General features: G+C 62.3%; 13 protein-coding genes. 7 read left to right on the top strand and 6 right to left on the bottom strand.

Features of this window, described 5'->3' with window-relative positions:
* Positions 1–98 precede the first annotated feature (98 nt).
* Positions 99–1205 (top strand): TRAP transporter substrate-binding protein, encoded by a 1107-nt coding sequence (locus tag ASD00_RS21470; RefSeq protein ID WP_025427328.1) that lies wholly within the window; start codon positions 99–101, stop codon positions 1203–1205.
* Between the two features lie 173 nt (positions 1206–1378).
* Positions 1379–1792, top strand: coding sequence for a cupin domain-containing protein (locus tag ASD00_RS21465; RefSeq protein ID WP_057208722.1), 414 nt, complete (start codon positions 1379–1381; stop codon positions 1790–1792).
* Between the two features lie 354 nt (positions 1793–2146).
* Here the strand turns inward: ASD00_RS21465 and ASD00_RS21460 are convergent, their stop codons facing one another.
* Together ASD00_RS21460 and ASD00_RS21455 are read right to left on the bottom strand one after the other, a co-directional pair.
* Positions 2147–3940 carry a TRAP transporter large permease subunit gene (locus ASD00_RS21460; protein ID WP_025427326.1) on the bottom strand — a complete coding sequence of 598 codons (1794 nt, stop codon included), beginning with the start codon at positions 3938–3940 and terminating at the stop codon, positions 2147–2149.
* Positions 3937–4512, bottom strand: coding sequence for a TRAP transporter small permease subunit (locus tag ASD00_RS21455; protein WP_025427325.1), 576 nt, complete (start codon positions 4510–4512; stop codon positions 3937–3939). Before ASD00_RS21455 ends, ASD00_RS21460 begins: the two co-directional genes overlap by 4 nt.
* A 345-nt stretch (positions 4513–4857) precedes the next feature.
* On the opposite strand from ASD00_RS21455, the gene ASD00_RS21450 reads away from it, so the two are divergent.
* Positions 4858–6474 (top strand): glycoside hydrolase family 43 protein, encoded by a 1617-nt coding sequence (locus ASD00_RS21450; RefSeq protein WP_057208720.1) that lies wholly within the window; start codon positions 4858–4860, stop codon positions 6472–6474.
* A 127-nt stretch (positions 6475–6601) separates the two neighbouring features.
* Complete coding sequence (locus tag ASD00_RS21445) at positions 6602–6982, top strand: RcnB family protein (protein WP_025427323.1); 381 nt, start codon at positions 6602–6604, stop codon at positions 6980–6982.
* Positions 6983–7507: 525 nt separating this feature from the next.
* Here ASD00_RS21445 and zigA read toward each other — a convergent pair.
* Both zigA and znuA read right to left on the bottom strand, forming a co-directional pair.
* Positions 7508–8710, bottom strand: coding sequence for a zinc metallochaperone GTPase ZigA (zigA, locus tag ASD00_RS21440; RefSeq protein WP_057208718.1), 1203 nt, complete (start codon positions 8708–8710; stop codon positions 7508–7510).
* Positions 8711–9072: 362 nt separating this feature from the next.
* The gene (gene znuA, locus ASD00_RS21435; protein WP_025427321.1) at positions 9073–10098 is read right to left on the bottom strand and encodes a zinc ABC transporter substrate-binding protein ZnuA; all 1026 of its coding nucleotides are present in this window, start codon (positions 10096–10098) and stop codon (positions 9073–9075) included.
* A gap of 203 nt (positions 10099–10301) precedes the next feature.
* Between znuA and ASD00_RS21430 the strand changes: the two genes are divergently transcribed.
* Genes ASD00_RS21430 through ASD00_RS21420 form a run of 3 tightly spaced genes read left to right on the top strand, consistent with a single transcriptional unit; the run spans position 10302 to position 12425 of the window.
* Complete coding sequence (locus ASD00_RS21430; protein ID WP_025427320.1) at positions 10302–11207, top strand: ATP-binding cassette domain-containing protein; 906 nt, start codon at positions 10302–10304, stop codon at positions 11205–11207.
* Entirely contained in the window at positions 11200–12030 is an 831-nt protein-coding gene (gene znuB, locus ASD00_RS21425; protein WP_025427319.1) for a zinc ABC transporter permease subunit ZnuB, read from the top strand. The genes ASD00_RS21430 and znuB overlap by 8 nt, the downstream gene beginning before the upstream one ends.
* On the top strand, positions 12030–12425 hold the full coding sequence (locus tag ASD00_RS21420; RefSeq protein WP_025427318.1) for a Fur family transcriptional regulator: 396 nt from the start codon (positions 12030–12032) through the stop codon (positions 12423–12425). The genes znuB and ASD00_RS21420 overlap by 1 nt, the downstream gene beginning before the upstream one ends.
* A 98-nt stretch (positions 12426–12523) precedes the next feature.
* Here the strand turns inward: ASD00_RS21420 and ASD00_RS21415 are convergent, their stop codons facing one another.
* Together ASD00_RS21415 and ASD00_RS21410 are read right to left on the bottom strand one after the other, a co-directional pair.
* On the bottom strand, positions 12524–13054 hold the full coding sequence (locus ASD00_RS21415) for a gamma carbonic anhydrase family protein (protein WP_025427317.1): 531 nt from the start codon (positions 13052–13054) through the stop codon (positions 12524–12526).
* A 131-nt stretch (positions 13055–13185) separates the two neighbouring features.
* Positions 13186–13872: a fumarylacetoacetate hydrolase family protein gene (locus ASD00_RS21410; protein WP_025427316.1), complete on the bottom strand. Its 687-nt coding sequence runs from the start codon at positions 13870–13872 to the stop codon at positions 13186–13188.
* Positions 13873–13931 lie beyond the last annotated feature (59 nt).

Here is a 13931-nt window from a genome sequence, read left to right as displayed (position 1 = left end):
GGGGCCTCGCACGTGCCGCAAAGGCGGTGAGGTTCCATTGGGCGGAGGCGCGACCACGGTTGCGCCGGATTCTGCCTCGGCGGAAATAGGGAGGAACCATGGATCGCCGTTCATTCATTAAAAACGCAAGCCTCGGTGGCCTGGCTGCGGCTGGCGCATCGGCGCTCGCATCGCCTGCGATCGCGCAGGCAAATCCCAAGATCAACTGGCGCCTTGCCTCGTCGTTCCCCAAGTCGCTGGACACGATCTATGGCGGCGGCGAAGTCCTTTCGAAATATGTCTCTGAAGCAACCGACGGCAATTTCCAGATCCAGGTCTTTGCAGCCGGTGAAATCGTGCCCGGCCTGCAGGCTGCGGATGCTGCCGCTGCCGGTACGGTCGAGGCCTGCCACACGGTCGCCTACTATTACTGGGGCAAGGACCCGACCTGGGCGCTTGGCGCTGCCGTTCCTTTCGCGCTCAACGCGCGCGGCATGAACGCCTGGCACTACCATGGCGGCGGCATCGAACTATTCAACGAGTTCCTGGCGACCCAGGGTCTCGTCGGCTACCCCGGCGGCAACACCGGCGTGCAGATGGGCGGCTGGTTCCGCAAGGAAATCAAGACCGTTGCCGACATGCAGGGCCTGAAGATGCGCATCGGCGGCTTCGCCGGCAAGGTGGTCGAAAAGCTCGGCGTCGTGCCGCAGCAGATCGCCGGCGGCGACATCTACCCGGCGCTCGAAAAGGGCACCATCGACGCTGCCGAATGGGTCGGCCCCTATGACGACGAGAAACTCGGCTTCTACAAGGTCGCGCCCTACTACTACTATCCCGGCTGGTGGGAAGGTGGCCCGACGGTCCACGCCATGTTCAACAAAGCGGCGTTCGACGGCCTGCCGAAGAACTACCAGTCGCTGCTGCGCACCGCCTGCCACGCAACCGACGCAAACATGCTGCAGAAGTACGACTACCTGAACCCGTCGGCGATCAAGCGCCTGGTGGCTTCGGGCGCCAAGCTCAGCCCGTTCAGCCCGGAAATCCTGTCGGCGTGCTTCGAAAAGGCGAACGAAGTCTATGCCGAAATGGAAGCTTCGAACCCGACCTTCAAGAAGATCTGGGACTCGATCAAGGCATTCCGCGGCGAGTACTACCTCAACGCCCAGATCGCCGAATACAACTACGACACCTTCATGATGATCCTGCAGCGGGGCGGCAAGCTCTAAGCCTGCGACTGGCTACAGCGCTTTCCATCGCTGATGGGAAGCGGCATCGAACCGGAATGAAAGCCGCTTGCAACTTCGGTTGCGGGCGGCTTTTTCGTTCCGGCTTGCGGGTGGACGCGGTCTCCAGATTTCGTGGTAAGGTTGCTGTCTTAACGCTCGATGAGGAGGATGCCATGCCGAGCGAAAGCCAATCGATCGTGCACGGGCCGGACGGCGGCCGGCGCTACGACATGGGCGCGATACAGGCCGTGTTCAAAGCCGACGGCCCGGAGACCCAAGGTCGGTTCTCGATTTCCGAATGGTGGGTGGAGGCGCGGCACGAAGGGCCGGGGGCGCATAAGCACGACGACAATGACGAAATCTTCTACGTGATCGAGGGGACCGCCAGCATCCTGGTCGGCGACACCTGGCACCAAATGGAGAAGGGATCGATCTGTGTCATCCCGCGCGGAACGATGCACGACTTCCGCAACGAGAGCACGTCGCGCATGGGCCTGCTCAATGTTTTCGTCGGCGGCCCGTTCGAGGAGATGATGCCGATGATCGTCGACTGGTATCGCGACAATCCGGCCAAGCGGCTGGATTGAGCGGACATCGGTGGCTGGAGCAGGCTTGTTGCCACATGAAGAGGGCGGCCCTTGTGGGGCCAGCCCTGACTGCCGACAAGGGCATGTTCGATCATCGCAAGTTTGCGGGGGAAAGCCCGAACGCCATCCAAAACCTCCATCATTCCTGTGCTTGTCACAGGAATCCAGTCAGCCCACGTCCTTGGGCTGAAAAGAGTCTTTTGGCCCGACGGACGTCAGGTCGCTGGATCCCCGCCACAACGGCGAGGATGAGGGAAAATGGGATGCCCGTTTGCCAGAAAGCGATCTTCGGGGGGCAGCAAGCTGAGAGGGCGGCCCTTTACGGGGCCGCCCTCTGTCTGCATAAGCCGAACGTTACTTGAACGAAGGCGGCTGGCTCAGGTCGTTTGACGGCGCCGTCTGCGGTTGTGCGCCAGCCCCGCCGTTCTGGTCCGCCGGCTTCTGGTCGAGCGGGCTGCCGCCCGGAAGCTGGAGACCGCCGGGAAGGCCGAGGCCGCCGCCGTTGTCGGGGAGCGTAAGCCCGCCGCCACCGGTCCCGAATCCGGGCACCTCGATCTTGATGGTGTTCGGATCGATGACTTCGCCGCTTCCCTTGTAGTGCATGACCATCTGCGGGAACATGATCGTCAGCGCCACCATGATGATCTGGATGCCGACGAAGGGCACAGCCCCCCAGTAAATCTGCCCTGTCGTCACCGGTTGTGTCATCTTTCCGGTGACCCTGTCGAGATAGGGCACCTTGGCCGCGACCGAGCGCAGATAGAAGAGCGCGAAGCCGAACGGCGGATGCATGAAGCTGGTCTGCATGTTGATGCCGAGCAGCACGCCGAACCAGATCAGGTCGATGCCGAGCTTGTCGGCGGCCGGAGCCAAGAGCGGCACGATGATGAAGGCAAGCTCGAAGAAGTCGAGGAAGAACGCCAGGAAGAAGACGAGCAGGTTGACCGTGATCAGGAAGCCGGTCTCGCCGCCCGGCATCGCCGTCAGCAGGTGTTCGACCCAGATGTGGCCGTTGACGCCGTAGAAGGTCAGCGAAAACACGCGGGCGCCGATGAGGATGAACAGCACGAAAGCGGAAAGCCGGGTGGTTGCCGCCAGGGCCGAGCGAACGACGTCCATGCTCAGGCGGCCCTTGGCCGCCGCCATGATCAGTGCACCGACCGCACCCATGGCGCCGCCTTCTGTCGGCGTGGCGATACCGAGGAAGATGGTGCCGAGCACGAGGAAGATCAGCGCCAGCGGTGGGATCAGCACGATGATGACCTGCTGGGCAAGCCGCGACATCGCATTGATCTTCAAGCCGCGATCCAGAAGAGCGACGACGTAGATGAAGCCGACGCCAACGGTGGCGCCGAGGATGTCGGCGTTCTCGCCATGGGTCGGATAGAGATAGATATGCGCCGCGTAGGCAAAGGCGCCGGCGACGATGAGCGCGACGATCAGTGAGGTGACGCCGGAGCCGAGTGTGCGGGCGGCCAGCGGCAGGGCCGGCATCGAGTCACGCCGGACGAAGGTCATGATCAGGATATAGATCATGTAGAGGCCGGTCAGGACCAGGCCCGGGATAAGCGCGCCGGCATACATGTCGCCGACTGAGCGGCCGAGCTGGTCGGCGAGAACGATCAGAACGAGCGATGGCGGGATGATCTGGGCGAGCGTGCCGGAGGCAGCGATGACGCCCGATGCGACCCTGCGGTCGTAGCCGTAGCGCAGCATGATCGGCAGCGAGATCAGGCCCATGGCGATGACCGAGGCTGCAACCACGCCGGTGGTGGCTGCAAGCAGCGCGCCGACGAAGATGACCGCATAGGCGAGACCACCGCGGATCGGGCCGAAGAGCTGGCCGATTGTGTCGAGCAGGTCTTCCGCCATGCCCGATTTCTCGAGCACGATCCCCATGAAGGTGAAGAAGGGGATGGCAAGCAATGTGTCGTTCGACATCACCCCCCAGAACCGGTCGGGAAGCGCGTTGAGCAATGGCCAGGACAGGTTGATCGAATCCGACAGCGGAGCGAGCTCCACGCCGATGATGAAGAACAGGAGGCCGTTGGCGGCGAGCGAGAAGGCGACGGGATAGCCCAGCAGCAGGAACACGATCAGCGAGACGAACATGATCGGTGCCAGGTTTTCAGCAATGAATTCGATCATGGACGGGCCTCCGGAGCGACGACGTCGTCAAGCGGTGCATGGGTCGGCACATAGGGTGTCGGGTCGTCCATGTTGCCGGTCATGATCGCGACCTTCTTGATGATTTCGGATACGCCCTGGAAGGCGAGCAGCAGGAAGCCGAAGAGCAGGATGGCCTTGGCCGGCCAGATGATCAGGCCACCGGCGCTGGAGGAGCCCTCGCCCGAGATGTAGGACATCTTCACGTAGGGCACGAAGTAATAGAGCATCAGCAGCACGAACGGCATCAGGAAGAAGACGTGACCGAACAGGTCGATCCAGTGCTGCACGCGGCGCGAGAACTGGCCGTAGACGACGTCGATGCGGATGTGTTCGTTCTGGCTCAGTGTATAGGCGGCGGCGAACATGAAGGCCGCCCCGAAGAGATACCACTGCGCCTCGAGCCAGGCGTTCGACGACATGTTGAACATTTTCCGGATGATGGCATTGCCGGCGCTGACGAGCACAGCGACCAGAATGAGCCAGGACACCGATTTGCCGATGAACTCGGTCGTCGTGTCTATGAGTCGGCTGAAGCCGAGTAACGCTTTCATCGATTTCCTCCCCGCAGTGGCTGTTTTGGTTTTTGTGCCAAGCACAACCAGAGTGCCGATTTCAAGCCAGCGTTCAAGTCCGAGGCTCGATTTTCCCGGTTAGTTCCGCCACCCCAGACTAAAGTCGAATGGAGCTGTCAGGCGATTGCCCAATCATTGTGCACAACAGGGTGCCAACCAGTATCGCCAGTGGGTTTCACTGCAGATGTGAAGGGCGCAAATGGCAATACTGCGTGAACCACTCATGCCGCGTCGTGGGCTACGTCACCAACTGTAACGTTGCAGTCTTGAAAATCACGGCGGTTTGGGGCTGGATGCGGCCGACAATTGGAGGATGCCCGAGGAATGACTGCCCTGATTCGCAATCCGATCCTGCCCGGCTTCAACCCGGACCCGTCCATCTGCCGGGTGGGCGATGACTATTACATCGCCACGTCCACCTTCGAGTGGTATCCGGGCGTGCAGATCCACCATTCGCGCGATCTGGTGAACTGGCGTCTGGTGCGCCGGCCGCTGGAGCGGGCAAGCCAGCTGGACATGCGTGGCAACCCGGATAGCTGCGGCGTCTGGGCGCCGTGCCTTTCCTATAACGACGGCCTGTTCTTCCTTGTTTATACCGACGTCAAGCGCTTCGACGGCAACTTCAAGGACGCACACAACTACATCGTCACGGCAGAGGCGATCGAAGCCGTCTGGTCCGATCCTGTCTACGTCAATTCCTCCGGCTTCGACCCGTCGCTGTTCCATGACGACGATGGGCGAAAATGGTTCCTCAACATGCAGTGGAACCATCGCAGAGGCGGCTCGCCGAAACATCCGGCCTTCGACGGTATCCTCTTGCAGGAATGGGACGAGCGCGCGCGCAGGCTGGCCGGGCCGGTGAAGAACATCTTTGCCGGCTCGCCGCTCGGTCTGGTCGAAGGGCCGCATCTCTTCAAGCGCAATGGCTGGTACTATCTGACGACGGCGGAAGGCGGCACGGGATACGACCATGTCGTGACCATGGCGCGGTCGCGCACGATCGACGGTCCCTACGAAATCCATCCCGATACCTACCTAATCACGTCAAAGGATCACCCTGATGCGCCGCTGCAGCGCGCAGGGCACGGGCAATATGTCGAGACGCCGGACGGGCAAGCCTATCACACCCATCTCTGCGGCCGGCCGCTGCCGCCGGAGCGTCGCTGCACGCTTGGCCGCGAGACGGCACTGCAGAAATGCGTCTGGCGCGATGACGGCTGGCTCTATCTCGAAAACGGCGGGCCGGTTCCCGAAGTCCTGGTCGCAGCTCCAGGCCCGGTCGGGGCCTTGGTGGAGCCGCGCGTGGTCGAAACCGATTTCGATGGGGCCGCGCTTCCGGCCGAGTTCCAGTGGCTGCGCACGCCGCTGCCGGAGCGGATCTTTTCGCTGGAAAGGCGGGCAGGGCACTTGAGGCTCTTTGCCCGCGAAAGCATCGGCAGCTGGTTCGAGCAGGCTTTGGTCGCCCGCCGGCAGGAGCATCATTCTTTCCGCGCTGAAACCTTGGTCGACTTCGCGCCGGAGACCTATCAGCAGGTCGCCGGGCTGACGCACTACTACAACCGCCACAAGTTTCATGCGCTCGGCCTCACCTGGCACGAGACTCTTGGGCGGACGCTGACGATCCTGTCCTGCCCGGGCGACTTCCCGCTTGGCCGGCTGCAGTTTCCTGTCGGAAGCGGCATCGCCGTGCCCGGAGGGCCGATCGGGCTTGCCATGGAGATCCGCGACAATGACCTGCAGTTCTTCTGGCGCGCAGACGGGGCGGTCGATTGGCAGGCCCTCGGCCCGGTGCTCGACGCTGGCGTGGTGTCGGACGAGGGCGGCCGCGGCGAACATGGATCGTTTACCGGCGCTTTCGCCGGCATGTTCGCCTTCGACACGTCGGGTGCGGGACTGGCGGCGGATTTCGATCTGTTCCGTTACGTCAGCCTCTCAGAGTGAGAATATCAGTCTGTAAGGTAACGCTTATAAGTACTCGATATCATTACGTATTTGTAATGTAGCGTTTCATATTCGGTTCAGGAAGCCGGACCTATTTTCGGGGTGCAAATAACGAAAGGATACCCCGATGAAACGTCTCCTGACCGCTCTGGTCGCCAGCTCCTTCCTGATCACACCGGTAGCAGCCTTTGCCCAGCCGGCAGGTTCCTTCGAGGTCGCACAGAACTACGACCGCTATCAGCGTCGACCTGTCGACCGCCACGTGGACCGGCATGTCGACAAGCACGTGACAATCGAAAAGCGTGTCATCGTCAAGAAGAAGGAACGCTGGTCGCGCGGCCATCGGTTGAGCCCCGCCGAGCGCCGCCACATGGCGCAGGTGCGCGATTATCGCCGCTACAAGCTGCGCCAGCCGCCGCGCGGCCAGCAGTGGGTGCGTGTCGACAACGACTTCCTGCTGATCAGCCTTGCGACCGGCGTCATCGTCGGCCTGACGTCTGCGCGTTGAACGATTTGATCGAGGGCAGCCTTTCGGGCTGCCCCTTCAAACTTATTACAGCCTCTGAAAGAATCTATTGACGAAGGGCGAAACCCGCTCTCCTCATCCTCGCCCTTGTGGCGGGGATCCAGTGGCCCGACGTCTGTCGGGCCAAAAGACCCTTTAGCCCAAGGACTTGGGCTGACTGGATTCCTGTGACAGGCACAGGAATGAAGGAAGTTTCCGATCGCCTTGAGCTTGCCAATGGTCGGCAGATAACCAGCGGCAACTTTGTCAGCAGTCCGGGGGCGCTTTATGGCTACCCCTTCGATTTTCCCTACACCGTCGTTCGACGCAGCGACGGAATGTCCGCGGCTTCAGTCCGACCCCGCTCTCCGAAAAGCAGTCGCTCCAGCGGGCCGGGCGGGGCGAGTGCCTCCTCCCCATTATCCTGTCCATCAAAGAACGGATCGAACATCGGCACGGGCCTGCCGGCGGCATTGAGGCCCATGCAGGTGAAGCGCGGTCGACGTGGTCTTGGACCGGCCGCCTGCATCAGGCCGCCCGCTGCGACCAGTTCGCGAAGGGATCGGGCAGATCCCGCCAACGGTCCGGCTGGAAGCTGGTGTCATTGACCAGGCAGGCGTCGAGTTCGGCCGTCAGCATCGCCTGATCCAGGGGGTCGGCGCCGATGAAGACGATCTCCTGGCGGCGATCGCCCCAGACGGGATCGATGTAGGGACCGACAGCCTTCAGGAAGCCCGGGTCGCGCGGCCATTGCTCCCTAGGCACTGCCGCCCACCACAGGCCCATCTTTGATGTTCTGACCAGCGGCCCGGCCTGGCTCAGTTCGCCGACATGATAGGGTCGCGTCGCCAGCCAGAAGAAACCCTTGGCCCGCACCACGCCCTGCCAGGAGCGATTGAGAAACGCCTGGAACCGGGTGGGATCGAACGGGCGGCGGGCCTTGTAGACGAAGGAGCGGATGCCGTATTCCTCGGTTTCCGGAATATGATCCTTGAAACCATGCAGCTCCTTGTACCAGAGCGGGTGCTGTTCGGCCTTGGCAAGGTCGAAGCGGCCGGTGCCGAGCACGTCGCGCAGTTCCACCTGGCCGAAATCCACTTCCACCAGCTGCGCATCCGGGTTCAGCCCGACGATGATCTTGCGTGCGGCATCGCGCTGCTCTGATGTAGCCGTGCCGATCTTGTTGAGCACGACGACATCGGCGAACTCGATCTGCTCGACAAGCAAGTCGACCAATGTGCGGGTATCGCCTTCGCCTGCCGTCTCGCCGCGATCGGCAAGGAAATCGAGCGAGGAGTAGTCAGCAAGCAGATTGGCGGCATCGACCACGGTGACCATGGTGTCGAGGCGGGCGACGTCGGTAAGGCTTTCGCCATCCTCGTCGCGAAAATCGAAGGTGGTTGCGACGGGCAGGGGTTCGGAAATGCCGCTCGATTCGATCAGCAGGTAGTCGAAGCGGTTCTGTTCGGCGAGATCGCGGACTTCGCGCAGCAGATCGTCGCGCAGCGTGCAACAGATGCAGCCATTGGTCATTTCAACGAGCTGCTCTTCGGTGCGCGACAGGTTGGCGCCGCCGTCGCGGATCAACGCGGCGTCGATATTGATCTCGCTCATATCGTTGACGATGACGGCTACACGCAAGCCGTCGCGGTTGGACAGCACATGGTTGAGCAGCGTCGTCTTGCCGGCGCCAAGGAAGCCGGACAGCACGGTTACGGGAAGTCTTTCCATCGTTGTTTCCTGTATGTTATACCATTACGCTTGACGCGCCTATAAAAGGCGGACGCTTACGCCCGCCTGAACAATCCGGTCGCTCGTGGACTGGCTTTGCCATCGGCCGCGAGGCTTCGGCCTTGTGCGCCGGTCCTGCCTCGACCGGTCTCAGTCATCGGTTAGACCTGTCCGCCGGTCACTTCCGGGGCTTGATCTGTCCTTTCGTCATCCTCGGGCTTGACCCGAGGATCCAGCGGCTGAAAGCCCCACAGGGAGGCACGCTGGATGCTCGGGTCAAGCCCGAGCATGACGGAGAGGGGCGGCGCGTGGCGCGCCTTTGCCGCCTTGGGAGGACGGCTATGCCGCCTTGGGAGCACGGATCAGCTTGCCGAGGCGAGGCAGGTCTTGAGCGACGTGCCGATACCTTCCATCAGCTGGAAGTAGAGGTCCGGCCCGGCATCGAGCGTGGCCGCCTCTGGATCGAGCGTCCCGGATTTCGCCGGCGTGCCTTCGATCACCACATTGATCAGTTTCGGTTCGAACTGCGGTTCGGCAAAGACGCAGGTCGCACCCAGTTCCTTGATCTTGGCGTGGATCTGCGACAGCCGATCGGCGCCGGGCAGAACCTCCGGGCTGACCGTGATCGAGCCCGCCACCCGCACCTGGTAGCGATGCTCGAAATACTGATAGGCATCGTGGAAGACGACGAAGGGCTTGTCCTTCACCGGCGCGACGGTTGCGACCAGGCTCTTGTCCAGCGCGTCGAGGCGCTGGTTGAGTTTCTCGAGATTGGCCTTGTAGGCGCCGGCATTGTCCGGGTCGGCCTCTGTGAGCGTCTTTTCGATCTCGGCTGCCATCGCCCTAGCATTTTGCGGGTCGAGCCACAGGTGCATGTCGAAGCCTTCGTGATCATGGCCCTCATGCGCATGATCGTGGTCATCTGCGGCAGCAGCCTCGGGAGCTGCGGCATCGTCGTGTTCCGCTTCGCCCTCGGCGTGCTTGTGGCCCTCCTCACCATGGCCCTCGTCGTCGTGATCATGCGCCTCGAAGGCGCCGCCTTCGCGGAACTTCAGCTTCTCAAGACCCGGCGCTTCGCTGAGCTCCACCACCTTGGCGCCGCCGCTCAGCGCATCGAGCGGCTTGTCGAGGAAGGCTTCGAGCCCCGGGCCGACCCAGAAGACCACCTTGGCCGCCTGCAGCGCCGCGGCGTTCGACGGTTTCATGTTGTAGGTATGGGGCGAAGCAGCACCCTCGACGATCAGCGACGGTTCGCCGACGCCCTGCATGATCGAAGCGACGAGCGAGTGGACAGGCTTGATCGAAGCCACCACATTGGGGCCGGCCGCTGCAACGGGCGAAGACAGCAGGATTGTGGAGGCAAAGAGCAGGGCGGAAGACGATTTCATCGGTTTCTCCGGGCTTGAATGTCACGCAAGGCCCTGAACCGACTATCGTTTTCGGCCAGGGACAGGCGCAGTTCGGACACTTGAAACACCGAGCATACGTCCGGTTGAACGTGTCGATGTTTCAATGTAATGTTATTACATCAATTGCGTTATGCTATAACGTGTGCGATAGCCAGTGGCAACCGCCAATCCGGAATTTTTTGATGCTGAATTTCCGATCCCCAGAAACGACACCGCTGGTGCGGTTGAACAATGCCGGCGTCAGCCGCAACGGCCGCTGGCTGGTGCGTGGCGTGGAGTTTTCCATCAGCCCGGGCGAGATCGTCACGCTGATCGGCCCCAATGGCTCTGGCAAGTCAACGACCGCGAAGACGGCGATCGGCGTGCTGAAGGCCGACGAAGGTTTTGTCGAGCGCAAGCCGGGCCTGAAGGTCGGCTATGTCCCGCAGAAGCTTGCAGTCGACTGGACGCTGCCCTTGACAGTCGAACGGCTGATGACGCTGACCGGCCCGCTGAAGGGCAGGGAGATCGAGGAGGCGCTGTCGGCGACCGGCGTTCTGCATCTGGCGAAAGCCGAGGTGCAGCATCTGTCGGGCGGTGAATTCCAGCGGGCGTTGCTCGCGCGGGCGATCGCCCGCAAGCCGGACCTGCTGGTGCTCGACGAACCGGTGCAGGGCGTCGACTTCAGCGGTGAGATCGCGCTCTACGAACTGATCAAGCAGATCCGCAACCGCACCGGCTGCGGCATCCTGCTGATCTCGCACGATCTGCATATCGTCATGGCCGAAACCGACACGGTCGTCTGCCTCAATGGCCATGTCTGCTGCCGCGGCACGCCGCAGGCCGTCAGCCAGAGCCCGGAGTACCAGAAGCTGTTCGGCAGGCGCGCTGCCAGCACGCTTGCGGTCTACAGCCACAATCACGACCACACGCATCTGCCTGACGGGCGCGTGCTGCATGCTGATGGTTCGATCACCGAGCACTGTTACCCGGGCGACGGCCATCACCACGACGAGGACGACAACGTGCATGACCATGGCGAGGATTGCGGCTGCGGCCACCACACCCGCCTGCATGGCTTCGAGGTGAAGGAGAAGCGCGATGCTTGACGATTTCTTCGTCCGGGCGCTGATCGCCGGCATCGGTATCGCCGTGATGGCGGGGCCGCTCGGCTGCTTCGTCATCTGGCGGCGCATGGCCTATTTCGGCGATACCATGGCGCATTCGGCGCTGCTGGGTGTGGCGCTGTCGCTGCTTCTCGATCTCAACCTGATGGTGGCGGTGTTCATCGTTGCGGCTGCCGTGTCGATATTACTGCTGTTCCTGCAGCGGCGCGGGGCGCTGTCGACCGATGCGCTGCTCGGCATCCTGTCGCATTCGGCGCTGTCGATCGGCCTCGTCATCGTCGCCTTCATGACCTGGGTGCGCATCGATCTCGTCGGCTTTCTCTTCGGCGACATTCTCGCTGTGTCGGAATCCGACATCGACATCATCTGGGGCGGCGGCATCCTGGTGATCTTCGCGATCGTCTATCTCTGGCGGCCGCTGCTGGCCTCCACGGTCAATCCTGAACTCGCCGAGGCCGAGGGCATGAAGCCGGAGCGGGCGCGGTTGTTCTTCATGCTGTTGATGGCGCTGGTGATCGCCATCGCCATGAAGATCGTCGGCATCCTCTTGATCACCTCGCTGCTGATCATCCCGGCGGCCACAGCCCGCCGCTTTGCGACGTCGCCGGAAATAATGGCGGTTCTTGCCTCGGTGATCGGTGCGCTTGCCGTTACCGGTGGGCTTTTCGGTTCGCTGCACTGGGACACGCCGTCGGGACCGTCTATCGTCGTTGCTGCACTTGCGCTTTTCGTACTGAGTCTGCTGCCGATCGGGCGGCGTCGGTTGGAGACAGCGTCTCATTCCACGCCTGGAGGGCATCATTGATGACGACCCCGCAACTGACCAAGAACCAGACGATGGTGATGAATGCGCTCAGCCATTCCGAAGGCCCCTTGAGCGCCTACACAATCCTCGACAAGCTGCGCGACCAGGGGTTTCGCGCGCCACTGCAGGTCTATCGCGCGCTCGACAAGCTGCTCGAGTATGGCCTCGTGCACCGGCTCGAAAGCCTCAACGCCTTCGTTGCCTGCACATGCCCGCACGAGCACGAGCATGATCACGGGGTCACGGCGTTTACGATCTGCGAGGGGTGTGGGCAGGTAACCGAGTTCCACGACACCGCGATCGAGCAGCGGTTGTCGGCGCTGACGCGTGCACAGAACTTCAAGACGGAAAAGACCACCATCGAGATCCGTGGTCACTGCCAGAGCTGCGCCTGACTGAGCGCGGCGGGCTCGTCGCGCTTAGAGCAATTCCAGGAAAAGTGCGAAGCGGTTTTCCGTCAGCGTTTTGTGACTCCGTTTAAACCGGAAACGCTCTAGTCGAGCTTCGTCAGCTGCATCGCATAGCGCTGCCAGTTCTTGACGTAGTGGCTGGCCGAGCGCTTCAGCCCTTCGACGGCGGCATCGTCAAGCGTGCGGATGGCCTTGGCGGGCGCGCCGACGATCAGCGAATTGTCGGGGAACTCCTTGCCCTCGGTCACCAGCGCATTTGCGCCGACCAGGCAGTTGCGGCCGATCTTCGCACCGTTCAGCACCGTTGCGCCCATGCCGATCAGCGAGTTGTCGCCGATGGTGCAGCCGTGGATGATGGCGCCATGACCGATGGTGCAGCCTTCGCCGATGGTCACGGGAAAGCCGGGGTCGACGTGAATGACGGTGTTTTCCTGGATATTGGTGCGGGCGCCGAGCCGGATCAGCTCGTTGTCGCCGCGCAGCGTGGCGCCGAACCAGATGCCGACATCCTCGCCGATTTCCACCTGGCCGATGATGTTGGCATCAGGCGCCACCCAGTAGCTGCCCTCAGTAGGCGTTTGCGGACGCAGCGGTCCAAGGGCATAGAGCGGCATCGGGCAATCCTTGTTGTTGGAGCATTCCCTGAAACCGCGTGCAGCGCTTCCTTTATCGGGAGATGCGTCAAGACAATGCGATGGGGCGCTTCCGCGATGCGTTCCGAAACGAAAGCGGAAGCGCTCCGATCTTAGAGAACGGTAACGGCAAGCGCCGCGACGCCATCGACGCCGCAGGTCACCGCGTCGCCGCGCACCACCGGACCGACACCCGAAGGGGTCCCGGTCATGATGATGTCGCCGGGGGCGAGCGTGAACAGCCGTGAAAGCTCCGAGATGACTTCGGGTATCTTCCAGATCATCTGCTCGAGATCGCCCTGCTGGCGTAGCTCGCCATTGACCTTCAGCCAGATATTGCCGTTGACGGGATGACCGATCGCCTCGACCGGCACGATCTCGGAAACAGGCGCCGAATGTTCGAAGGCCTTGGCCGCTGCCCAGGGCTTGCCCGCCTTCTTGGCCTCGGCCTGCAGGTCGCGGCGGGTGAAGTCGATGCCAACAGCATAGCCGTAGACGCAGTCGAGCGCCTGTTCGACAGGGATGTCGGCGCCGCCGCTTTTCAAGGCGACAACCAGCTCGACCTCATGGTGCACATCGGCCGTGCGCGGCGGATAGGGGAAGGTCTTATCGGCCACCAGCAGGTTGTCCGGGTTCTTCTGGAAGAAGAACGGCGGTTCGCGATCCGGGTCGTGACCCATCTCGATGGCGTGGGCCGCATAGTTGCGGCCCACGCAATAGACCCGGCGCACCGGAAAACCCACGAGGCTACCGGCGATCGGCAACAGGACGGGTGGTGAAGGTGGAATGACTGTTTGCATGATTGTCCGGCTGTTTCGAATCCCAGCCGGACGTTAACACCCTGTTCGGGTGCTGCAAG

It is taken from the genome of Ensifer sp. Root31, assembly GCF_001424825.1.
Classification (GTDB): Bacteria; Pseudomonadota; Alphaproteobacteria; order Rhizobiales; family Rhizobiaceae; genus Ensifer; species Ensifer canadensis.
The sequence above is the reverse complement of the archived record's forward strand: the minus strand, read 5'-3'. Positions and strand labels throughout refer to the sequence as shown.